Source organism: Knoellia pratensis (genome assembly GCF_042666395.1).
In the GTDB taxonomy this organism is placed as follows: Bacteria; Actinomycetota; Actinomycetes; order Actinomycetales; family Dermatophilaceae; genus Knoellia; species Knoellia pratensis.
This window is the reverse complement of record NZ_JBHTDJ010000001.1, coordinates 406635-429234: the sequence shown is the minus strand read 5'-3', so window position 1 is coordinate 429234 and position 22600 is coordinate 406635. Positions and strand designations below refer to the sequence as shown.

The 22600-nt window shown below is 67.6% G+C and carries 21 protein-coding genes and 2 tRNA genes; 13 read left to right on the top strand and 10 right to left on the bottom strand.

Features of this window, described 5'->3' with window-relative positions; all coding sequences use genetic code 11:
* The first annotated feature begins 35 nt into the window (after positions 1–35).
* From ACFQRE_RS02015 to ACFQRE_RS02005, 3 genes are read left to right on the top strand one after another with little or no spacing between them, the layout of a single operon-like run.
* The gene (locus tag ACFQRE_RS02015; RefSeq protein ID WP_380118305.1) at positions 36–506 is read left to right on the top strand and encodes an acyl-CoA thioesterase; all 471 of its coding nucleotides are present in this window, start codon (positions 36–38) and stop codon (positions 504–506) included.
* A complete protein-coding gene (locus tag ACFQRE_RS02010) occupies positions 503–1135 on the top strand; it encodes a GNAT family N-acetyltransferase (RefSeq protein ID WP_380118302.1) in 633 nt (210 codons plus the stop codon). Before ACFQRE_RS02015 ends, ACFQRE_RS02010 begins: the two co-directional genes overlap by 4 nt.
* A 55-nt stretch (positions 1136–1190) precedes the next feature.
* Positions 1191–1919: a hypothetical protein gene (locus ACFQRE_RS02005; protein WP_380118299.1), complete on the top strand. Its 729-nt coding sequence runs from the start codon at positions 1191–1193 to the stop codon at positions 1917–1919.
* A gap of 29 nt (positions 1920–1948) precedes the next feature.
* Here ACFQRE_RS02005 and ACFQRE_RS02000 read toward each other — a convergent pair whose 3' ends face one another.
* The gene (locus ACFQRE_RS02000; RefSeq protein ID WP_380118297.1) at positions 1949–2635 is read right to left on the bottom strand and encodes a hypothetical protein; all 687 of its coding nucleotides are present in this window, start codon (positions 2633–2635) and stop codon (positions 1949–1951) included.
* Between the two features lie 376 nt (positions 2636–3011).
* Here ACFQRE_RS02000 and gyrB point away from each other — a divergent pair, with 376 nt between their 5' ends.
* The 6 genes from gyrB to ACFQRE_RS01970 all read left to right on the top strand — a co-directional run bounded on the left by gyrB (position 3012) and on the right by ACFQRE_RS01970 (position 9074).
* Complete coding sequence (gyrB, locus tag ACFQRE_RS01995) at positions 3012–5042, top strand: DNA topoisomerase (ATP-hydrolyzing) subunit B (protein ID WP_380120383.1); 2031 nt, start codon at positions 3012–3014, stop codon at positions 5040–5042.
* Positions 5043–5147: 105 nt separating this feature from the next.
* A complete protein-coding gene (gene gyrA / locus ACFQRE_RS01990; RefSeq protein ID WP_380118295.1) occupies positions 5148–7913 on the top strand; it encodes a DNA gyrase subunit A in 2766 nt (921 codons plus the stop codon).
* Positions 7910–8416, top strand: a complete 507-nt coding sequence (locus ACFQRE_RS01985) for a DUF3566 domain-containing protein (protein ID WP_380118292.1) — start codon at positions 7910–7912, stop codon at positions 8414–8416. The genes gyrA and ACFQRE_RS01985 overlap by 4 nt, the downstream gene beginning before the upstream one ends.
* 299 nt (positions 8417–8715) lie before the next feature.
* A tRNA-Ile gene (locus ACFQRE_RS01980) sits at positions 8716–8792 on the top strand.
* Positions 8793–8825: 33 nt separating this feature from the next.
* Positions 8826–8969: a DLW-39 family protein gene (locus ACFQRE_RS01975; protein ID WP_380118290.1), complete on the top strand. Its 144-nt coding sequence runs from the start codon at positions 8826–8828 to the stop codon at positions 8967–8969.
* Between the two features lie 32 nt (positions 8970–9001).
* Positions 9002–9074: transfer RNA gene (locus ACFQRE_RS01970), tRNA-Ala, on the top strand.
* 131 nt (positions 9075–9205) lie between these two features.
* Here ACFQRE_RS01970 and ACFQRE_RS01965 read toward each other — a convergent pair.
* Together ACFQRE_RS01965 and ACFQRE_RS01960 are read right to left on the bottom strand one after the other, a co-directional pair.
* Positions 9206–10258, bottom strand: a complete 1053-nt coding sequence (locus tag ACFQRE_RS01965; RefSeq protein WP_380118287.1) for a carbohydrate kinase family protein — start codon at positions 10256–10258, stop codon at positions 9206–9208.
* A gap of 1 nt (position 10259) precedes the next feature.
* Positions 10260–11255 (bottom strand): hypothetical protein, encoded by a 996-nt coding sequence (locus ACFQRE_RS01960; RefSeq protein WP_380118284.1) that lies wholly within the window; start codon positions 11253–11255, stop codon positions 10260–10262.
* A gap of 150 nt (positions 11256–11405) precedes the next feature.
* Here ACFQRE_RS01960 and ACFQRE_RS01955 point away from each other — a divergent pair, with 150 nt between their 5' ends.
* Positions 11406–12275: an SDR family oxidoreductase gene (locus ACFQRE_RS01955; RefSeq protein WP_380118282.1), complete on the top strand. Its 870-nt coding sequence runs from the start codon at positions 11406–11408 to the stop codon at positions 12273–12275.
* A 144-nt stretch (positions 12276–12419) separates the two neighbouring features.
* Here ACFQRE_RS01955 and ACFQRE_RS01950 read toward each other — a convergent pair whose 3' ends face one another.
* Entirely contained in the window at positions 12420–12809 is a 390-nt protein-coding gene (locus ACFQRE_RS01950) for a PPOX class F420-dependent oxidoreductase (protein ID WP_380118279.1), read from the bottom strand.
* A 22-nt stretch (positions 12810–12831) separates the two neighbouring features.
* Positions 12832–13446: a LysE/ArgO family amino acid transporter gene (locus tag ACFQRE_RS01945; RefSeq protein WP_380118277.1), complete on the bottom strand. Its 615-nt coding sequence runs from the start codon at positions 13444–13446 to the stop codon at positions 12832–12834.
* Between the two features lie 87 nt (positions 13447–13533).
* Here ACFQRE_RS01945 and ACFQRE_RS01940 point away from each other — a divergent pair, with 87 nt between their 5' ends.
* Positions 13534–14394, top strand: coding sequence for a LysR family transcriptional regulator ArgP (locus ACFQRE_RS01940; RefSeq protein ID WP_380118274.1), 861 nt, complete (start codon positions 13534–13536; stop codon positions 14392–14394).
* A 78-nt stretch (positions 14395–14472) separates the two neighbouring features.
* Here ACFQRE_RS01940 and ACFQRE_RS01935 read toward each other — a convergent pair whose 3' ends face one another.
* On the bottom strand, positions 14473–17217 hold the full coding sequence (locus ACFQRE_RS01935) for a carboxypeptidase regulatory-like domain-containing protein (RefSeq protein ID WP_380118272.1): 2745 nt from the start codon (positions 17215–17217) through the stop codon (positions 14473–14475).
* A 190-nt stretch (positions 17218–17407) separates the two neighbouring features.
* Between ACFQRE_RS01935 and ACFQRE_RS01930 the strand changes: the two genes are divergently transcribed.
* Positions 17408–17806: a hypothetical protein gene (locus tag ACFQRE_RS01930; RefSeq protein ID WP_380118270.1), complete on the top strand. Its 399-nt coding sequence runs from the start codon at positions 17408–17410 to the stop codon at positions 17804–17806.
* Between the two features lie 27 nt (positions 17807–17833).
* Here the strand turns inward: ACFQRE_RS01930 and ACFQRE_RS01925 are convergent, their stop codons facing one another.
* A complete protein-coding gene (locus ACFQRE_RS01925) occupies positions 17834–18952 on the bottom strand; it encodes a PLP-dependent cysteine synthase family protein (protein WP_380118267.1) in 1119 nt (372 codons plus the stop codon).
* A gap of 54 nt (positions 18953–19006) precedes the next feature.
* Positions 19007–20011: an AMP-binding protein gene (locus tag ACFQRE_RS01920; RefSeq protein WP_380118265.1), complete on the bottom strand. Its 1005-nt coding sequence runs from the start codon at positions 20009–20011 to the stop codon at positions 19007–19009.
* A 33-nt stretch (positions 20012–20044) separates the two neighbouring features.
* Between ACFQRE_RS01920 and ACFQRE_RS01915 the strand changes: the two genes are divergently transcribed.
* Positions 20045–20266, top strand: a complete 222-nt coding sequence (locus ACFQRE_RS01915) for a hypothetical protein (protein ID WP_380118263.1) — start codon at positions 20045–20047, stop codon at positions 20264–20266.
* Between the two features lie 167 nt (positions 20267–20433).
* Here ACFQRE_RS01915 and ACFQRE_RS01910 read toward each other — a convergent pair whose 3' ends face one another.
* Complete coding sequence (locus ACFQRE_RS01910) at positions 20434–21891, bottom strand: MFS transporter (RefSeq protein WP_380118261.1); 1458 nt, start codon at positions 21889–21891, stop codon at positions 20434–20436.
* Between the two features lie 126 nt (positions 21892–22017).
* On the bottom strand, positions 22018–22596 hold the full coding sequence (locus tag ACFQRE_RS01905) for a TetR/AcrR family transcriptional regulator (RefSeq protein WP_380118259.1): 579 nt from the start codon (positions 22594–22596) through the stop codon (positions 22018–22020).
* Positions 22597–22600: the final 4 nt, after the last annotated feature.

The following is a 22600-nucleotide window of genomic DNA, read 5'->3' as shown; positions in this document are numbered from 1 at the left end:
ATCCTCGCACCGGGACCCGAACTAGGCTCGGCCCCATGACGTCGGACGCCGGAGCCCCTGGAAGCACTGCCGATCCACGCACACTGCGGCGTTCGGACTTCCCGGAGATCCAGCGGATGACGACGCGGTGGGCCGACAACGACATGTACGGCCACCTCAACAACGCGGTCTACTACGAGCTCTTCGACGCGGTCCTCAACGCCTGGCTCATCCGCGAGACCGGCACCGACGAGGTGAGCACGCCGACGCTGGGGGTCGTGGCCGAGTCCTCCTGCCGCTTCTATGCCGAGCTCGCCTATCCGGAGCCCATCGACGTCGGCGTGCGGGTCGAGCGGATCGGCACCAAGAGTGTCACCTTCGCCTTCGGGTTGTTCGCCGGGGGCAGTGACGACATCGCAGCGCACGGCTTGTGGGCCCAGGTCTACATCGACCGCGTGCAGCGGCATTCGGTGCCGATCCCGGCGGACGTGCGCGCCGTCATCGAACGCGCCCAATCCGCGCAGTGACGTCGGCGGGTGGCCTCGTTGTCGCGGCCTGGCGAGGCGAGCATCGGCCCTCCGATGGTTCGTGGGAGCGCATCGCGCCCTGGAAATCCGGCCTGTATGCCGTGTTGTCGTTCACGGGCCACGCTGCGGTCAGTGCCCCGCACGGTGTGTCCGACACCGACCTCACGCGATGGGGTGTGGACGGGTTCGGCGGGGCACACGACCCGAGGGTCATGACGCGACTGGCGGGCGAGGGCGGCTGGGTCGACGTGCTCGACGCCGTGCTCGTGGCGGCCGGAACAGGCGAGGGTGGGCTCGTGACGCGCCCGGATCTCGCCGGTCACCCTCGAGTGGCGCATGCCCAGGAGCTGCGGGACGACGTCGAGGTCTTCGGGTGGCCAGACCGTGATGACGTCGTCGTGACCTGCGGGTTGTCGTTCGGTGGGCTGGCCGTCGTGAGCTGCGAGATCGCGCCGGATGCGCGCGGTGAAGGGCTGGGCACGCGGACCGCGAGCGCCGCCCGTGGCCTGGTGCCGGCGGGTGAACCGGTCATCGCGCTGGTCTCTCCCGGCAACGTCGCGAGTCTTCGGGCTGCGCTGCGGGCAGGCTTCGAGCCGGTCGGGTCCGTTCAGCTCTACTGCCCGAAGTAGCGGCGCGGCCTCGAGGTCCCAAGTCACTCCAGTCACTCCCGTTACAGTGGGCGCCATGACGTCCCGGGGAACGATCCTGACCGCACGCCTCACTCGCGCGGCGGCGCCGATGCTGCTCGCCGCGCTCGCCCTCAGCGCCTGCTCCGACGACGAGCCGAACAGTGCGCCGTCGACGAGCACGAGTCAGACCCCGTCGACTACGGCGACCACGCCGACCACGGCGACCACGGCGACCCCCAGCATCACGCCCACCGTGACGGAGACTGCGAGCGCCACCCCCACGCCAACGCCCACCAAGTCGACCCCGCCGTCGTCCACACCCGCCCCCACCGTCACCCCGGCGTCGTGCTCAGCCTCCAAGGCTGGCGCGGCCAACACCAAGGGCATGTCGGCAGCTGCTGCCGCCAAGGCCAAGAAGATCCTGACGGCCGCCAAGGCCTGTGACGCCAAGACCCTGATCACGCTCGCCAACGCCGACTCGACCGGAATGGCTGGGGAGAAGGCGCCAAGCGCGATCTTCACCTCACGCCTCCCCCAGAACTTCGTCGCGCTGGCCACCTTGCTCACCATGGAGCCGACCGAGACGTTCGACGGGACGATCCAGCCCAAGGTCTTCTCGGAGCGCTACGCCCAGGACGACGCCGAGTGGAACAAGGTCGTCGCGGCCGGGCTGCTCACCAAGGCTGCCGCCACCAAGATGCGTCAGGACGACGGTGCCTACACCGGCTATCGCGCCGGCATCGCCAGCGATGGCACCTGGACCTTCTTCACCAGCGGCCGCTGAGGTCGGACGCCGCTCTGTTCGTGTCGGGCTCAGACGCTGTGGATGGTCGTGCGGATGACTTCGCTGACCGCTGCGGTGGTCTTGGCGTCGAGCGTCGAGATCGCGAGGTTGAGAACGCCGTCCTCGCCCTCGAAGAACAGGGTCCGGCCCTGCACCGACTGAGCCCCCACCTTGAGGACGTAGTCGGCTCCGATCATCGGGCCCGCCGCGGACGTCCCCGGGGTGATGACAGGGTCCGTCTCGGACATGGCGCCCAACTGGCCCTTGAGCTGAGCCTCCGTCGGAAGTCCGTCCAGGGGGACGATGATCCCCGAGACGTTGTTGGCGTAGCCGCCCTTCGGGGGCGCCAGGAGCATGAGGTCGGCGTTGCCCACGGCCTGCATCATCTGGTCCGACGTGATGCCCATCTTCTCTGCCATGTCGTCGAAGACGGAGGTGTCTCCCTCGGCGATGAGCTTCTTCGGGTTGATGGCCGACCAGGTCTCCGGCACGGCGAACTTCAGCGAGGCGTCCTCGATCGTCTGCCACGCGTAGCCCTTGGGGAGCTCAGGAGTCGTCGCCTTGCTCGGCGCGGAGGACGTGGACCCACTCGACCCGCTCGACGCCGCGGTGGGGGTGGACGCCACCGGCTTGGCCGTGGTCTTGTCACCTCCCGAACCGCACCCCGCGAGGGCGAAGGACAGGGCCAGGGCAAGGGTGAGGGCGCGCTTCGACATGCGATGAGAGTACGTGGGCTGTGACCGCGTGGCAGGCGGACCGCCGAAGGCCATGGAAAAGGCCGTCAGGGCGTCTGAGAGGGGTGGGGGGCGTATGCCGGGTCGTCAACGCCCGTGGAAACCTGAGAAAAGTGCGTTCCCGGGCCTCCACCGGCTCGCGCTGACGGTGCTGACAGGTAAACTTTGGGGTGAACGTCGCGCCCAGGGCGATTTCCCGCCCCGGGCGCGATGCATGAGCCAGACCAGCTGAAGGAGCACCGTGCCCAGCACGCCCGACGACAACAGCATCGAGACGCACGACTCCACCGCAGACGCGGTGTCCGACACGTCGCCGAATGCCCCGGCGGCAGAGTCCGCAGCAGTGCCCACCGCACCCCTGGAGGGCGCCCTGACGGCACCGAGCGGCAGCGTCTCGGCCGTCGCGGACGACGCCACCTACGACGCGTCCGCCATCCAGGTCCTCGAGGGCCTCGACGCCGTCCGCAAGCGCCCGGGCATGTACATCGGTTCCACCGGCGAGCGCGGTCTGCACCACCTCGTCTGGGAGATCGTCGACAACGCCGTGGACGAGTCGCTCGCCGGGCACGCCGACACGATCGACGTCACGCTCCTCGCCGACGGCGGCGTGCAGGTCAAGGACAACGGTCGAGGCATCCCGACGGGCATGAACGAGGCCTACGGCGTCTCCACCGTCGAGCTCGTCCTCACCCAGCTCCACGCCGGTGGCAAGTTCGGTGGTGGCGGCTACAAGGTGTCCGGTGGTCTCCACGGTGTCGGTTCGTCGGTCGTCAACGCGCTCTCGACCCGGCTCATCGCCGAGGTCCGCCAGCTCGGTCACGTGTGGCGGATGGAGTTCGACCACGGTGAGCGCATTGCTCCGCTCGAGACGGTCGGCGAGACCGACGAGCACGGTTCGACCATCACCTACTGGGCCGACGACAAGATCTTCGAGACCGTCGAGTACGACTACGAGACGATCCGGGCTCGCTTCCAGCAGTACGCCTTCCTCAACAAGGGCCTGACGATCAACCTGACCGACGAGCGGGTCCAGGAATCCCCGCAGGACGACGAAGAGTCCGACTCGGTCGAGGGCAACGAGCGCCGCAAGCGCACGGTCAGCTACTGCTACCCCGGCGGCCTCATCGACTACGTCACCCACCTCGTGGCGAGCAAGAAGTCCGAGCCGGTCCACCCCGACATCATCAGCATCGAGGTCGAGGACAAGGCCCGCGAGCTCAACCTCGAGCTCGCGATGCAGTGGACCACGGCCTACAGCGAGTCGGTCCACACCTACGCCAACACGGTCAACACGCATGAGGGTGGCACCCACGAAGAGGGCTTCCGCGCCGCCCTGACGAAGATGATCAACGACTTCGCGCGCAAGCAGAACCAGCTCAAGGACAAGGACGAGAACCTCACCGGCGACGACGTGCGTGAAGGCCTCACCGCCGTCATCAGCGTCAAGCTGGGCGAGCCGCAGTTCGAGGGCCAGACCAAGACCAAGCTCGGCAACTCCGAGGTCAAGGGCTTCGTCCAGCGCGCCATGACCGACTCGTTCGGTGACTGGCTCGAGCGTCACCCCAACGAGGGCAAGGAGATCGTCCGCAAGGCGATCCAGGCCCAGACCGCCCGCCTCGCCGCCCGCAAGGCGCGCGAAGCCACCCGCAAGCGCGTCCTCGAGTCCGGCGGGCTCCCCGGCAAGCTGCGCGACTGCCAGGCCAAGGACCCGGCCGTCTCCGAGGTCTACATCGTCGAGGGTGACTCGGCCGGTGGCTCGGCCGTGCGCGGTCGCAACCCCTTCAACCAGGCGATCCTCCCGATCCGCGGCAAGATCCTCAACGTCGAGCGCGCCCGCCTCGACAAGGCCCTTGCCAACCAGGAGGTCCAGGCGCTGATCTCGGCGTTCGGCACCGGCATCGGCGAGGACTTCAACATCGAGAAGGCCCGCTATCACAAGATCGTGATCATGGCCGATGCCGACGTCGACGGCATGCACATCCGCACGCTGCTCCTGACGCTGCTCTTCCGGTTCATGAAGCCGCTCATCGAGGCCGGCTACGTCTACCTCGCGCAGCCGCCGCTCTACCGCATCAAGTGGAGCAACGCCCCCCACGAGTTCGCGTTCACCGACCGCGAGCGTGACGCGCTCGTCGCCGAGGGACAGAGCAAGGGTCGGCGCATGCCCAAGGACAACGGCATCCAGCGCTACAAGGGTCTGGGCGAGATGGACTACCAGGAGCTGTGGGAGACCACGATGGACCCCGACCACCGAGTCCTGCTCCAGATCACGCTCGACGATGCGGCCGCTGCGGATGAGATTTTCTCGATCCTCATGGGTGAGGACGTGGAGTCGCGGCGGTCCTTCATCCAACGCAACGCTCGCGACGTGCGCTTCCTCGACATCTGAACCACATGGGTATGCCGTCGGCACGCCTTCGCGCGCACGCTACGGCGGCACTGGACTTCGCGGCATACGCCGCTTCTTGAACTGCACTGAGAGACAAGGGAACTGATGGCTGACGACATCGACGGCACGGACAACGAGAACGAGGACGTTGACGCGCCCAACGAGCTCGGATCCGTGGTGCAGGACCGGTCCCCGGGTGAGACGGACCGGGTTGAGCCGATCGACCTGAACACCGAGATGCAGCGCAGCTACATCGAGTACGCCATGAGCGTCATCGTGTCGCGCGCGCTCCCCGATGTGCGGGACGGGTTGAAGCCGGTGCACCGCCGCGTCATCTACGCGATGTACGACGGTGGCTACCGGCCCGACCGCGGGTTCAACAAGTGCAGCCGTGTCGTCGGTGACGTCATGGGTCAGTACCACCCGCACGGTGACAGCGCGATCTATGACGCGTTGGTGCGACTGGTGCAGGACTGGTCGCTGCGCTATCCGCTGGTGCAGGGCCAGGGCAACTTCGGCAGCCCCGGTGACGACCCGGCCGCTGCTCCGCGATACACCGAGTGCCGCATGGCGCCGCTGTCGATGGAGCTCGTGCGCGACATCGACAAGGAGACCGTCGACTTCGCCCCGAACTACGACGGCAAGACGCTCGAGCCGACGGTGCTGCCGGCGCGCTTCCCCAACCTGCTCGTCAACGGCTCGTCGGGTATCGCGGTCGGCATGGCCACGCAGATCCCGCCGCACAACCTGCGCGAGGTCTCTGACGCCGCCCTGTGGGTGCTCGAGCACCCCGACGCGACGCGCGACGAGATCCTCGAAGCCGTCATGGCGCGCATCCACGGTCCTGACTTCCCGACCGGCGCACTCATCATGGGTCGCTCGGGCATCGACGACGCCTATCGGACCGGTCGCGGCTCGATCATCATGCGCGCGGTCGTCGAGGTGGAGGAGATCCAGGGGCGCCAGTGCCTCGTCATCACCGAGCTGCCTTACCAGGTCAACCCCGACAGCCTCGCCCAGAAGATCGCGGAGCACGTCAAGGATGGGCGCCTGCACGGCATCGCCGACATCCGTGACGAGACGTCGGGTCGCACCGGCCAGCGCCTCGTCATCGTGCTGCGTCGTGACGCGGTTGCCAAGGTTGTGCTCAACAACCTCTACAAGCACACCCAGCTGCAGACGAACTTCGGCGCCAACATGCTCGCCCTGGTCGACGGTGTGCCGCGCACCCTGCCGATCGACGCGTTCATCCGCCACTGGGTCGACCACCAGATCGACGTCATCCAGCGCCGCACGGCCTACCTCCTCAAGGCAGCCGAGGACCGCATCCACATCCTGCGCGGTCTGCTCAAGGCGCTCGACCTGCTCGACGAGGTCATCGCCCTCATCCGTCGTTCGCCGACGGCCGAGGCGGCGCGAGACGGGCTGATCGAGCTCCTCGAGATCGACGAGATCCAGGCCCGCGCGATCCTCGAGCTCCAGCTGCGTCGCCTTGCGGCCCTGGAGCGCCAGAAGATCATCGACGAGCACGACGAGATCCAGCGCGAGATCGAGGACTACGAAGACATCCTCGCCAAGCCCGAGCGTCAGCGGACCATCGTGTCCGAGGAGCTCGGGACCATCGTCGACAAGTACGGTGACGAGCGCCGCTCGATCATCCACGGCTTCGACGGCGACATGTCGATGGAAGACCTCATCCCCGAGGAAGACGTGGTCGTCACGATCACCCGCGGTGGCTACGCCAAGCGCACCAAGGTCGACGCCTACCGCTCGCAGAAGCGTGGCGGCAAGGGCGTCAAGGGTGCCTCGCTGCGTGGCGAGGACGTCGTGGCGCACTTCTTCACGACGACCTCCCACCACTGGCTGCTCTTCTTCACCAACCTCGGCCGGGTCTACCGCGCCAAGGCCTATGAACTGCCCGACGCCAGCCGCGACTCCAAGGGCCAGCACGTCGCCAACATCATGGCGTTCCAGCCCGACGAGCACATCGCCCAGGTGTTGGCGCTGCGCAACTACGAGATCTCGCCCTACCTCGTGCTCGCCACGAAGAACGGTCTCGTCAAGAAGACCCGCCTGTCCGAGTACGACTCCCCGCGCACCGGCGGCCTCATCGCCGTCAACCTGCGCGACGGGGACGAGCTCGTGGGCGCCGGCCTGACGTCGTCGGCCGACGACCTGTTGCTCGTGTCGAAGAAGGGCCAGTCGGTCCGCTTCCACGCCGACGACGCCACGCTGCGGCCCATGGGTCGCTCGACGTCCGGTGTCACCGGCATGAAGTTCCGCAACGACGACTCGCTGCTCGCGATGTCCGTCATCGAGGACGGCACCGACCCCGACGTCTTCGTGGTCTTCGAGTCCGGCCTGGCCAAGCGTTCGTTGGCCTCGCAGTGGAACGTCAAGGGCCGCGCGATCCTCGGCGTCACCGTCGCGAAGCAGACCGAGAAGGGCGGCGACCTCGTCGGCGCACTCACGGTCTCCGAGGACGACGAGGTCATGGTCGTCTTCGAGCGCGGCAACATCGTCCGCTCGCGCGTCGACGGGGTGCGCCTCACCGGCCGCAACACGGCCGGCGTCTGGTTCGCCAAGCCCGGCAAGAACGACGCGATCGTCGGAGTGGCTCGCAACGCCGAGAAGGCGGTCGAGGAAGAGGTTGCCGAGGCTGACGCCGAGGGAGTCTCCCCGGTGGATGGCACGCCGGTCGACAGCACCGTGGTTGAGGGCACCCAGGTCGACACCGACACGTCTGCACCCACAGGTACGGAGAGTGACCGCGACACAGCCGATGGCGTACCGTCGTTGGACAAGACCACCGAAGGCGACGACGACAACGACGCTGCCGGTGAAGCAGAGGGCGACGGAGGCGACGAGTGAGCACGGCAGACCAGGCAGGTACCTCGATGCGATCAGCGTCGGGTTCCTCCGCTGAGGCCCGGCCGCTGACGCGCGCTCAGGCAGAGGCCCCCGCGACCAACGGTTCGGCATCGTCCGTGCAGCCGGCCGCTCGCGGCACCGGTCGCCGCGTGCGACTCACCGTCTCTCGCGTTGACCCGTGGTCAGCGATGAAGATGTCGTTCCTGCTGTCCGTGGCACTCGGCATCGCCGGTGTCGTCATGATCTCGGTGCTGTGGATGATCCTCGCGGGCATGGGTGTCTTCGACCAGGTCAACGGCCTCGTCGGCCAGATCATCCAGGACGGCGAGAACACCTTCGACATCATGGACTTCCTCGGCTTCGGCCGGGTCGTCTCGCTCGCGATCGTCGTCGGCGTCATCGACGTCATCCTCATGACGGCGCTCGCAACCCTCGCGGCCTTCCTCTACAACGTGTCGGCCAGCCTCGTCGGCGGTCTCCAGCTGACCCTCACCGACGACTGACCGAACCACAAACATCCGGTATGCCGCCCACTCGCGAGAGTGGGCGGCATACCGGCGTCGTGGGCCAGTCCACGGCCGTCCCGGTGGTGTCCGGGTCGCCAGCAAGGCGCGCCGCATGTCGTTCTCGTCCGCGCACGCTGCTCCCGTTGGAGCATGCCGCCCCAGGGCCATGGCTCAGCGAGAACAACATGCGCGGACGGGACCTGCAGGCCCCGGGTGACCGTTTTGTTGGCAGGGCGGGGTGTGAGGTAACCTCGTCTCTCGCGCCACCGTGAAGGTGGCGCCGCCGGATCGGCGACGGGCCTATAGCTCAGACGGTTAGAGCGCTTCCCTGATAAGGAAGAGGCCAGAGGTTCAAGTCCTCTTAGGCCCACCATCCGATCCTCGACTCAACTCAGGTGGTACTGCTGTGAAGAAGATCCTTCTCGTTGCCCTGACCGCGCTCACCGCCGGCCTCGTCAAGAAGAAGCTCGACGCACAGGGCGCCGACCAGCGACTGTGGGCCGAGGCCACCGACGACCGCCCCGCGGTCACCCCCAACGCGGGAAGCTGACACCGGCGCCCGCCAGGGAACATCACCAATACGGGGACTTAGCTCAGCTGGTAGAGCACCGCCTTTGCAAGGCGGGGGTCAGGGGTTCGAACCCCCTAGTCTCCACCGCAGGTCAGAGGCCCTTTCCGCTTGTCGGTGAGGGCCTCTTTCCCGTCCGTAGCCCAGCCAAGAACTGCAGTCGCCATAGTGGCCGATCACGTGCGGGCTCCATGAGGTCAAGGACACGACCACGGGCGTCACACGTCATGCGGGATGGGCTCGGATGTCGGCCGGAAGCCATGCAGGTCGCCCAGGGTCAGGCACTGCGCCACCGGAAGTACGCCGTCCGACGTCCCCGCGCCCTGCAGGCTCGCGGCTGCGACGCAGACCCCGAGCCGCAGACACTGCGCCACCGGCAGCTCCTCGTGCAGCCCGTAGACCACTCCCGAGGCGAAGGCGTCGCCGGCTCCGGTGGCGTTGCGCACCGCCGAACGAGGCAGGCTCACCGATCCCTGTCGCCAGAGGAGTCCACCCGGAGCGGCGCCCACGCAGCCGGCCGGGAAGTGCACCACGGCCAGCCGCGAGACGCCGAGCTCCACCAGTCGGGTCGCGATGGACTCGAATGCGGACCAGTCGACCTGCCCGTCCACGCCGACCGGTTGGAGCGTCACACCCGTCAGCGCGGCGGCCTCGATCTCGTTGATCACCAGGTAGTCCAGGTGAGGTAGGCAGGGCAGGGCCACCGCACGAATCTGTTCGGCCGGCAGGGAGACCAGCTCCATGGTGGTGCGCATGCCCACCGACCGGGCTGCCCGCAGCAGGGATGCCCAGTGGTTCCCGCCGCCTTCGTCGGGCGCGTCCAACCGCGGGTGCAACCCGGGTGCGCCCACGTGCAGGATCTTTGCCCCAGAGCTGGTGAGGTCGACGTCTTCGGCGGCGAGCAGGGCGTTGGCCCCGAGATGGTGGAAGAACGTGCGGGTACCGCCGTCGCGGACCACCATCGCGTCGGTGAACGAGGTGGCCACACCCGGCACCGCCCGCAGCGCGCTCGCGTCGATGCCGAGCGCCGCGCAGGCCTCACGCACCAGCCGGCCGTGCTCGTCGTCGCCCACGACACCCACCATTCCGAGCGGGAACGGCGCGCCGATCCGACCCAGGTCCACCGCCAGGTTGAGCGCTGGTCCCCCGGTGCTCACCGAGACGTCCCGGATCAGCGTCAGCTGCTCCTCGTCGGGGTAGAGGTCGATGACCTTGGCCACGTCCACGATGGCCGAGCCGACGCACAGCACGCCGGATCTGGTCACAGGCACCTCAGTCCTGCTCGAGCACTGGTTCGGTGATGACAAGGTCGTCGTCCAGGCTGCGCCGCGCCTGCAGGCCCAGCCCGTGCAGCGCCTGATGGTACTCGCGCACGGCCTGTTCGGGGCTCAGGTCCCCGCGGAGCACCGGGCGCATCAGCCGCACCAGGTCGCCCTGCGATTCGGCCTGCTGGATCTTGCGCCCGAACAGGGCGACCCGGGCACCATGGCGCTCCGCCTGGTGCAGCAGTTCGAAGGCGTCTCGCGTCGTCCCCGCGGACCCACCAAGGACGCCCACCACGAGACCGGGGTCGTAGCTGACGAGCTCCTCCAGCGCGGTCGGCCCATTGAAAGCCACCTTGAGGAACAGGGGCCCCTCGGACCTCGTCAGGCCCGCCAAGGTCCGCACGATGCTGTCGTTGACGAAGGCGCCCACGTCGCGCTCGGACAGCCCGATCGGGGCGTTCGGGTTGAAGACCTCGAGGATGTGGCGGAGCCCCGCGGCGCGGGCATCGGCCCGGAACCGGGCGTACGCATCAAGGGTCGCGAGATCGAGATCGCGGTCGTTGTTGAAGGTGACCGAGTACAGCACGAGGTCGCAGAGCTCACGGACCGCCTGCAGGTCGGCCGAACGGAACGGCCGTGACGGTTGCTGCGGGTAGTGACCACCTCGCTGGTTCCAGATGTCGGTGGCATCGTTGGCCCGGGCGGCCAGCGTCACTGGTGAACCGTCCAACACCCCGTCGCGGACGAGCTGCTCGGCGTTCGAGGCGGAGGTGAGCATGATGTCGACCATTCCCTCCCGCACCAGAGCGGTCATCGCTGCCAGGTACTCCTGGCGCGAGCGCAGTCGCGGTGGGACCTGTCCCGTGATCGGGCCGGCCGCGGCCGCCCCGAACGCCATGTCGGCATCCTTGGCGTCGGCAATGATGAAGTCGTCAGGGGCGTACTCACCCGCCACGATCGTGGCCAGCTTGCGGTCCAGTGCCTTCACGGTCTCGCCTGTCACGGCTGGCCTCTTCCCTCTCGTGCGCGCGGGACGCTCCGCAGGCAGTCCCACTGACGACCTTACGGTCAGGTCCTCGCGGCGCGAACGATGTCTTCGACGGTGAGGGGGGTGATTTGACCTCATGTGTGGTTGAGGTTCGACGCTCGATTCATGAAACCTTCTTCGCGCACCTTCCTCGTCACCGGCGCCACGGGCAACGTGGGCAGTAATGCTGTGAGCCACCTCGTCGCGGCCGGTCACCAGGTGACCGGGCTCACCCGCTCACGGTCGGCACCCTTGCCGCCGGGGGTTCAGCGCTTCGTCGCCGACCTCACCGACTCTGCTCGACTGCAGGACCTTCCACGAACCGACGCGACCCTGCTCATCTTCCCGAGCCTGACCGCAGACCATGCGGCGCGCGACATCGTGACCAGACTGGCGAGCAGGACCGAGCACATCGTCTATCTGTCCGCCCACGGGGTGGAGCGGGTGGACCCCGATGCTGGGGGCATCATGGGGTCGCACGCGCTCGTGGAGCGGGAGCTGGCATTGACGGGCGTCAACCGCACGCTGCTGCGGTCCAGCGGTTTCGCGGCCAACACCCTGATGTGGGCGCCGGCGATCGCCGCAGGACAGCCGGTGCGCGCCATTGCCGGTGACGCCCGTCGAACCCTGATCCACGAGGATGACCTCGCTCTTGTGGCGGTCGAGGCGATGACCCGAGGGCCGCAGCGACCTGTGTCGTCCCTTCACCTCACTGGTCCGGAGGTCTTGACCCAGCGCGAGTACGCAGCCCGCATCGGTACGGTCCTCGGACGGACGGTGGTGTTCGAGGAGCTGTCCGACGACGAAGCGATGGCCACGCTCTTCGCTGGGATGTCCGACGACTTTGGGCGCTCCATCATCGAGGGTCAGAAACGGATGATCACCGACCCCGAGGCGAGGACCGACACCGTCGAGGAAATCCTCGAGCGCCCGGCCCGACCGTTCACGGAATGGGTTCGCGACCACGAGGCAGCCTTCACCGCGTCACCGTCCTGACGCAGACGATCTGACCGGAGTCGAGATGCTGACCTGCCCCGGACAGCCGCAGGTCAGGACATCGCCGAGCATCGTGGCGCTGCTGCTCTGTGACGAGCTCTCCTTCGATCGGCAAGACATTCCGATCTCCAGCGCCCCCAGGGCTCAGACGTTGCCGAGCACGCGATCGACACGCACCTCGATGATGACCCGAGCTGGGTTGACCCGGGGCGTCCGGTAGCGGACGGCATAGCGAGTCACCGCGTCGAGCACCGACTCCGGCTCGTCGAGCACCCGCGCGACGCCCTCGATCGACAGCCACCGTCGCCCGTCGACCTGGCAGATCGCGACCCGGCCCGACCGCGCCGCGTTGCGCGCCTTCTGGGAGCTGCCGCTGGTGATGACGCGAGCGACGAGCGCATCAGCGTCCCAGGTGAACCCCACCGGCACGACGTGCGGCGAGCCGTCAGCCCGCAGTGTCGTGAGCGTTGCCAGGTGCCGCTCGGTCAGGAAGTCGAGGGCGTCACTGGACAGGTTGCGCGGGTCGATGGCCACGTCGAGGAGTGTTCCACGACCCTCAGAAGCTGGTGCGCAGCAGCATCGCCGCGAGCGCGAACATGACGAGCCCGATCACGGTGTCGAGCACCTGCCACGTGCGCGGGTGAGCGAGCCAGCGCGAGGCGAGGCGGGCGGCATACCCCAGGGTGGTGAACCACAGAATGCTCGCCGCCCCGGCACCCAGACCGAACCACCAACGGCCGGTGGGCCCGTAGGACGTGCTGAGGTTGCCGAGCATGAGCACCGTGTCGAGATAGACGTGCGGGTTGAGCCAGGTCAGCGCGAACGCCGTTGCCACCGCGGACGTCTTGGCGGACGGCGCGCCGGCGACGAGTGTCTTCGGGTGGCGCGCCGCGAGGAGCGATCGCACACCGAACCAGACAAGGTATGCCGCCCCGCCGACGGTCACGATGCGCAGGATCGTTGGGTGCCCCTGGACGAGCGCACCCACACCAACGACCCCGGCGACGATGAGGGCGAGGTCGCTGATCGCGCAGATCGCGACGACCACTCCGATGTGCTGACGGGACACGCCCTGGCGCAGGACGAATGCGTTCTGGGCGCCGATGGCAACGATGAGGGAGAAGCCGGACAGGAGGCCTCCGACGACTGCGGCAAGGATTGTGGTGTTCATTGCCCTCGACGTTAGGGCGCGCACCGAGTAAAGACCAGCGAAGGTTTCTCGGGGTTCCTTAGCAGCGCTTCATCGTAGGATAGGCTTGTGCACACCGACCAGCTCCGCGCGTTGCTCGCCGTCATCGACACGGGGACGTTCGAAGCAGCAGCGCGCGAACTCCACGTCACACCGTCGGCCGTGAGCCAGCGGATCAAGGCGCTCGAGCACTCGATGGGTCAGGTCGTGGTGCGGCGCGGGCAGCCGTGCGAGCCGACGGCCGCGGGAGAGGTGCTCGTGCGACTTGCCCGCCAGCAGCACCTCCTCGAGCAGGAGGCGCGCGCTGCCCTCGACGAGTCGACAGCTGCGACCGAGTTGCCCATCGCCGTCAACGCGGACTCCTTGGCGACGTGGTTCCGCCCGATCCTGCGTGAGGTGGCTGGCTGGGAGGGCGTCGTCCTCCGGCTCCATGTCGAGGACGAGGGCCACAGCCACGAGCTCCTGCGCGCCGGAACCGTACTCGGGGCGATCACGTCGAATCCCGTTCCGGTGCAGGGGTGTTCGGTCGAGGCCATCGGAGGGATGCGCTACCTGCCGGTCGCGACTCCCGAGTTGCGCGAGCAGTTCGCGTTGGGTCGCGGAGTCGACTGGGGGCGTATGCCGGTGCTCGAGTTCAACGACCACGACGACCTCCAGCGTGGTGTTCTTCGCAGGCGCGGCCTCGAGGTCGACCCGCCGACGCACCGGGTCCCGTCGTCGGAGGCGTTCGCCGACGCGGTGCGGGCCGGGCTGGGATGGGGCGCCCTGCCGACGGTTCAGTGCGCGGACGATCTCGAGGCTGGGACGCTGGTCCGGCTCAGCGCGCGGGAGCACGTCGACGTCCCCCTGCACTGGCAGTCCTGGCGGCTGCGCTCTCCGCTCGTCAAGCGACTGTCCGAGGCGATCCGACGCCACGCCCCGACCCGCTGAGAACCGCAGGGGGACGCCAGAAGGGCCCGACCGGAAGGTCGGGCCCTTCTGTCATGGGGCCTGATCAGCCCGGTGCGATCAGAGGATCGCGGTCGTGGCAGCCGAGGTCTTGGCGACCGAGGTGTAGCCGGTCTTCGTGCCCGTGACCCGCACCGTCATGGTCTTGCCCCGGTCGGTCGTGGTGAGCGCGAGGGTGCTGGCGTTGGCTCCGGTGATCGCAACACCCGAGCGATACCACTGGTAGGCCAGCGTGACCGGTGCCGGACCCCACGTGCCGGGCGTGGCGGTGAGGGTGGAGCCCACCGTCTTGGTCCCGGCGATCGTGGGCGTCGGTGCCGTGAGTGCCCCGAGCACCGCAGTCGTTGCTGCCGAGGTCTTGGCGACCGAGGTGTAGCCGGTCTTGCTGCCCACGACGCGGACGGTCATCGTCTTGGTCTGGTCCGTGGCGGTGAGCTTGTAGGTGCTCGCCGTGGCTCCCGTGATGGCGACTCCCGATCGGTACCACTGGTAGGCCAGCGTGACCGGTGCCGGACCCCACGTGCCGGGGACAGCGGTGAGCGTGTAGCCCACGATCTTGGACCCGGAGATCGTCGGAGTCGGTGCCGTGAGTGCCCCGAGCACCGCAGTCGTTGCTGCGGAGGTCTTGGCGACCGAGGTGTAGCCGGTCTTGCTGCCCACGACGCGGACGGTCATCGTCTTGGTCTGGTCCGTGGCGGTGAGCTTGTAGGTGCTCGCCGTGGCTCCCGTGATGGCGACTCCCGATCGGTACCACTGGTAGGCCAGCGTGACCGGTGCCGGGCCCCACGTGCCGGGGACCGCCGTCAACGTCGCGCCGACGGTCCTGGACCCCGAGATCGTCGGAACCGGTGCCGTGAGTGTCCCGGCAGCGACAGCGACGGTGGCCGCCGACGTCTTGGCCGCCGTCGTGTAGCCAGCCTTCGTGCCGGTCACCGTGACCGTGATCGCCTTGCCCGTGTCAACGCCGGTCAGCGCAAACGTGCTGGCAGTGGCACCAGCGATGGCCACACCTGCCCGCTTCCACTGGTAGGCCAGCGTGACGGGTGCCGGTCCCCACGTGCCGGGGACGGCCGTGAGAGTGGAGCCCGCCTTGGCCGTGCCGGTGATCGTCGGCGTCGATGCCGTCAGGGTGCCCAGCGGAGCGGTGACCGGACCGGCCGTCGCGACGTAGGTCGTGTCGTCGTAACCGGCCGTGGTGCGCAGGGAGTAGCGCACGTGCACGGTCTTGCCCACCATGTCCGAGGTCAGCGTCAGCGTCTTGTCCCAGCCCGCCTGAACGCCGTCAACGCGCCACTCGTAGGAGTCGTAGTCGATCTCCGCACCGTTGGCCGGAGTGCCGTGGGTCGCCGTGAGGACCTGGCCCACCGCCGGTGTCCCGGTGATCGTCAGCGGTGAGGTGAGGGCGACGCCGCTCTCACCCACCTTGCCGTGTCCGCCGGCCAACATCTGGGCCGTGGCATAACCAGCAAGAGTCCCGGTGACCCGAACCGCGACGTACTTGCCCGTGAGGTCGGCGGTGGGCGTGTAGGTCGTTGCGGTGGCACCGGTGACGGGCATGAAGGCAAAGCCATTCGCCTCGTCGTACCAGCCCCACTGGTACGCGAGCTGGACACCCGTGGGTCCCCAAGCGCCGGGGTAGACCTTCAGCGGGGATCCGACCTTCGCGACGCCATCAATCCAGGGGTCGCTCGCCGTGAGTGACTTGCCGAGAGTGGGGAGCACGACGCGCAGGGTCCGCTGCAACGGAGTCGCGGGCTGGGTGAGGACCGTGGCCGTGGCGCTGTCAGCAGCGCTGTCCCAGCACCTCGAGCCGTAGCGGAGATCGCGGACCGGGGCGGCGGGGCCGTAGTAGGTGTCGTCGAAGCAGACCTTGTAGCGGCCACCCACCGCGGTGTTCCAGAAGAACTTCCCGTTCTCGTCAGTCATGCGCGGTCCGTACTGGGGTGTGTCCCAGTCACCGGTGGAGGTGTTGTAGGTGTACGTCGTCCAGCCCACACCCTGGATCGGGGCGCCGGCGCTGTCCACGGCCTCGCCGTAGAAGCCCGAGGTCTGGGCAAGCTGGAAGTTCGCCGTCGTGACGGTCGGACCTGCAGGCAGAACGGGTGCGGGGTTGGGCCAGGTTGGCGTGCTCTCAGACGTGCCGTTCCAGTGCTCGGCCGTCCAGTTGTGCTGACCCCTCTCCTCGCGAGCACTGATCGCGACCGACCCGGGCGCGACCTTCGCGAGGGTGTAGGCGCCGGTCGCGTCGGTGGTCGTACTGACCATGGTCCCGCCGGACGTGGGGGCGGTTTCGACCGTGATGCCGACGATGGGTGCACCGGCGTCGCTGGTGACCTTCCCCTTGACGGTGGCCCACCTCGGCAGGCGCATGTTGGCCGTGACCGGTGTCGTCGTGCTCACGACGACGGGCGTGGCGTCTCCGTGACCGTTGGCACGGTCGTAGTACTGGTCGCCGTACGTCTCGGCGCACGCAGTGCCCGACGAGCAGTTCGCGTAGAGCGTGTAGTCACCCGGCTCGCCGACGTCGATGGTGAAGCGTCCCGCCGCATCGGCGTGGCCATAGATGTTGCGGTTGTCGTTCCAGTCGACCGGCTCCGCGTAGAGGTAGGCGTCGGCCAGCGGAACAGACGTCCCGGTCGCGTCCAGCCCGGTGACGACCCCGGTGATGGTGTAGCCGGAGGCTGCCTGCGCCGGCGCGGCAGAGGCCAGGGCGAGGCTGAAGCCGAGGACCGCGGTCAACAGCAGGACAGCGACCCGGCGCACCTGTCGCGGTCGGGGCGTGGCTGGATCTACGAGACTGTTCACTGACAACTCCTGGAGACGTGACGGATCAGGCCGGAGTCGTCAATCCACAGAATGTGACCCCCCACCGGAAATCGTAGCGGCCGAGGTCTGGTGACGTTATGGGTCCAACTTCTTTGCCTGCGTGCCTGAACCGTGCTCCGGCGGCGTCGGTGTGGTCCGAGGGGGTTGCCAGAGCGGCTAGGTTGCGAACATGAGCGAAGACTGCAGGCACGGTTTGAACCCCGAGTGGTGTGCATCGTGCCGAGGTGACGACGATCGTGCTCTGTCACCCGCTGCAGGACGCAATGTCTTCGGCAACGGCATGCAGGCGCAGCTCGATCGCCTGTGCCGTCAGCTCTCCATCCCCGTGGCCAAGGTCGGCGCCGACGGCAGCCTGCCCGTCGAGGTCTTCGCGGCCGCCGCCAAGGCATGCAAGGTCAAGGCGGGCAGCATGCCCGAGACGTCGGCCCTCATCGCGTCGAAGTCCGGCCTCAAGTGGACCCCCGCCTGTGACAACCGGGCCACGACCACCGGTGGCGCGACCACCGTGACCCGCGAGGGACTCGTCGTGCTCAACAAGGCCGTCACCGTCGTCCTCGCCAGCGCCTGACCGACACTGCAGGCGGATCCTGGGAACTCAGCCGATCCAGGTGCCGTGGTCCCACGCGGCGGCGAGCACCGCGGCATACGCCGCGAGGTCGTGACCCTTCTGCGCGACCCAGGCATCGTTGTTGTAGCTGTCGTCGTAGCGGTCGCCCCGGTCGCACACCAGCGACACGATTGACCCGCCCTGGCCGGCCGACTGCATCTCCGCCGCCAGTTTGAGCGCGCCGTAGATGTTCGTTCCGGTCGAGGGACCAGCGTGTATGCCGGTCCGCTCGCGCAGGAATCGCGTCGCCGCGATCGACGCCGCATCCGGAACGCCGAGCATCCGGTCGACGACGAGCGGGAGGAACGACGGCTCCAGGCGCGCCCGCCCGATGCCCTCGATGCGGGACGGCTCCAACCGGGCCTCGCCGTCGCCCTGCCACGCCGGCAGGAACGCCGACCGCTCCGGGTCGACCACACACACCTGGGTGTCGAGCGCCTGGTAGCGCACGAACCGCCCGATCGTTGCTGACGTCCCGCCCGTGCCCGCGCCGACGACGATCCACGTGGGGACCGGGTGTTCCTCCATGGCCATCTGCTCGAAGATCGACTCGGCGATGTTGTTGTTGCCTCGCCAGTCCGTCGCCCGCTCCGCGTTGCTGAACTGGTCGAGGTAGATCCCGCCCGCAGCATCGGCCAGCCGCCGCGCCTCGTCGTAGACGGTTGTCGGGTCGTCGACGAGGTGGCACGTGCCACCCTCGCGTTCGATGAGCTTGATCTTGGCGGGTGAGGTCGACGACGCCATCACCGCGACGAACGGCACCCCGAGCATCCGCGCGAAGTGCGCCTCGCTCACGGCCGTCGACCCCGACGACGCCTCGACGACGGTGGTGCTCGGTCCGATGAGCCCGTTGCACAAGCCATAGAGGAACAGCGAGCGCCCCAGTCGGTGCTTGAGCGAACCGGTCGGGTGGGTCGACTCGTCCTTGAGATAGAGGTCGACGCGTCCGCACCCGGGCAGGTGCACCTTGATGAGGTGGGTGTCGGAGGTGCGCGTCGCGTCGGCACGCAGCTTGCGGATCGCCTCGCGCACCCAGGCCCGGTCCGGCTCGGTGCGCATCCCCGTGTCGATGAGCGGCGCGGGGACGGACGGAGTCGACGACGGCATGGCGCTCAACCTAGCTCAGACGGCGATGACCCCATGAAGGATCATCGCCGTCCGTCAGAGTGGGACCGCTGCTGGAGGATCAGCTCTCAGCGCTGAGCGCAGAAGTCTTCCGTGGTGTGACATCGGTGGCCCCTCACCGACAAGCGATCTGATGGCGACGACCTCTGCGCCGACGCGGTCTCGGAGCAACCCTCGCACTCGACCCATGGCGGGAGCCGTGACATCTGCCGAGTGAACGTGGAGCGCAATCCCCCCGTCCTCACGCGTGGCGGTGATGGCGTCCGGCCTCTTCCAATCCAAACACCTGGCTACAGCTTCGATATCTGCCAGATGGAGGGGCGAACCCTCGATCTCCACCACATCCTCGAATCGACCATGAACGACAAGCTGTCGGTCGAGGATCGTTGCGACATCCCCAGTGTCGTGCCATGTCCCGTCATCCGACAATGACGGGCCACTGACTTCGAGGCGACCCATGTCGCAACCGTTCGGACGTGCCACTCTGACGGCTGTGCCGGGCTCTGGCTCACCCACGGAAGTCAGGCCGGTAGCAGTGAGCTGGCCCCCGCCATGAGTGATTCCCGAACCCGCCTCCGTGAAGCCGAAGCCCGGCACGATCGCTGCCTCGCGGACACCGAGCAATCGAGCGATGCGGTGGCGTTGGCGGCCCAGGAGCCGATCACCCCCCACCAATACAGTGTGCAGGGATCCGAGTGCGAGCGGACGATCACCTGTCTCCAACTCATGCGTCAGGCGATCAAGCACGCCGGGCGTGCTCCAACTGAGCGTCGCGCGCATGGTGTCAATGCCGTCGAGAAGATCCTGCGGCTGTGCGACGACTCGTCCACGTGGCGCCATGCCCTGGTCCACGCCGAGCCAGGTGTCTCTGACGTGAAACAGAAGAAGGCCGCTCACGTGATGGAGTGGGAAGGCGTTGAAGGTGCGTTCGTCAGAGGTCCAACCGTTGGCGGCGATCGTCGCCGCGGTTCGGTGCAAGACCTGTTGATGGCTCAGTGAGATTGGTCGTGGTGCTCCTCCTCCTCCGGCGGTGAAGGCCATCAAGGCCGCCCCTGTCGAGGGTGTGAGGGTTGCATGGGGCCCTCGTTCGTCCTCCACAACGAGGTGCGCCCCGTCGCTGGACAGGGACCAATGCCCGGCAAGGTCTGCCTGGCCCGGGGGAAGAATGACAGGCACCCCTTCGGCGAGCACCGTGCCCCAGAAGGCCTGAAGCTGTGCCACACCGGTGAGGTCGCGAAGAAGCACGACCTCACCCGCGCGCAGACCTCGCGACAGGAGTTCGGCTCGCGTCGATGATGCCAGCGCCTCGAGATCGCCGTACGTCACTCGGTCGATGACCTCTGTCCCATCGATGACGCTGACTCCTCGCTTGCCGAACTGAGTGGCAGCGGTCACGAGAACGTCTCCCAGGTGCGAGTGTCGGAGGGTGCGCCGCGGCCCACCCTCCAACACCTCGTGAACCGTCATGCGTCCTGGGTCACCTTGCGAGTGCTGAGCCAGGAGACAACTGCGCCGATGAGCGCGACGACCGAGACGGCGGAGACCACCCAGATGCCAGCGTGGTAGCCATCAAGCTTCCCCTCGCGGCCCGGACCGGTGTTCGCGGTCATCGTCGCCGTGGTGAGAGCGAGGACCAAGGCAGCGCCGACCTGATATCCGGTCTGGAGGATTCCGGCGGCCAGACCCTGTTCCTCGTCAGCGACACCGCTGGTGGCCTGAACATAGGAGCCAGTGAACGAGAACGGGAACGCGACTCCGATGAGCAGCATCGAGGGCAGGATGTACGGCGCGTAGCTCGACTCGAGCCCGATCCGCAGGAAGAGCAGGTAGGCGAGCGTGTAGGCCACGAAGCCGATGACGATCATCTTCTTGATGCCCAGCTTGCCGAGGTAGCCGCCGGCTCGTGGTGCAAAGAAGGCGATGAGGAGGCCGGCTGGGAGGAATCCGAGGGCCATTTCGATCGGCTCCCATCCACGCAGCTCCTGCAGGTACAGGGCTCCGATGAACTGGAAGCTCATGTACGTCCCCAGGATGGCTGCGGCAAAGAGCGAAGCCCCGACGAGACCGCCATTCCGCAAGAACTCCAGACGGACCAGCGGGAATGCCACTGACTTCTCTGTGATGACGAACGCCACGACGAGGATGAGCGCCCCCACGAAAGAGGCGAGGATCGGCGTGGAGGTCCAGCCCCGTGTTGGCGCTTCAACCAGGCCGAAGACGAGAAGCAGCATGGCTGCCGTGATGCTGAAGGCGCCGACCCAGTCGATCCGGGGCTTGGGCTCGGCCACGGCCGCATCACGGGGCACCAGTGCAATGGCGCCGACAAGGATCGCGAGCGCTGCGAGGACCGGAAGGAAGAAGGTCCAGCGCCAACCGATCTGGGTCAGGATTCCACCAGCGACAAGGCCGAGCGAGAAGCCCGTTGCGCCGCACGCGGTGTAGATCCCCACTGCCCTGTTGCGCTGCGGGCCCTCTGGGAACGTGGTCACGATGATGGCGAGTCCGGCCGGAGCAGTGAAGGCGGCGGCGACACCCATGATGAAGCGAGCAGCGATGACCCACGTGCCGTCCTGGGCAAGTCCACCCACGGCCGAGGCAACCGCAAAGGCGCCGACTCCCAGGAGGAGCAGTCGTCGGCGTCCGACAATGTCAGCGAGGCGCCCGCCGACGAGGAGGAAGCCACCGAAGCCCAACACGTAGGCACTCACGACCCATTGGACTGCCGAGGTGGACATGCCGAACTCGGCCTGAATCGGAGGCACCGCGATGCCGACCATCGCGTTGTCGAGGGCATCGAGGAACATGGCGCCGCACAGCACGATGAGCATCGCCCACATGCGTCGGGACCAACCGCTCTCAGCGGTCCTTTCGGGGACTGCGCTTGGAATCGCCTCGTCAGCGACGACGTCATTGGCTTTCATGATCTTCTCCTAGTTGTTGACCTTTGGGTCAAGAATTGACACGGACAAACAGATGCCGGTATGCCGTGGGGCAGCCGACCGTGATGCGATTCAGTTGGGTGTTCCTCAGGCAGTGCGCGCCTGTCCTCAGATGTGGGTGACTGCCGCCTCGATGACTGTTCTGACGTGGTCGTCGTTCTCGGAGACGCGACCGAGCACCCGCAGGCCGATCATCGTGCACTGCAGCATGTCTGCCAGGGCGTCGAGATCGCGATCACCAGGAATCTCGCCGCGCTCGACACCCTCTTCGAGAACGTCTCGCAGGGCAGTTCTTGTGCGAGCGATCGAGTTCCACACGACATTGCTGGCAGCGGTGTCGGACATGCCGCGTTCGGTCGCCGTGTTGACGATCAAGCAGCCCGAGTGATCAGGATCGCTGCGGTCCGCAGCGACGGTCGCCTCAAAGACGCGACGGACACGGTCGCGGGCCGGTTCGGTGCCAGCGAGGTCACGGATGAAGTCGTCATAGTTCTCGTCGGCGTACTGGCTGAGGCACGTCATGAACAGGTCATGCTTGGAACCGAACGCGTGATAGAGGCTGCCCTTGCCGATACCGATGGCCTCAGCAAGGAGCTGTGGAGACGAGTCGGCGTACCCGTGTGTACGAAAGGTGCGCGTCGCCGCGCGGATGGCGTCCTCGGTGTCGAAAGTGCGTGGTCGGCCCATGCGA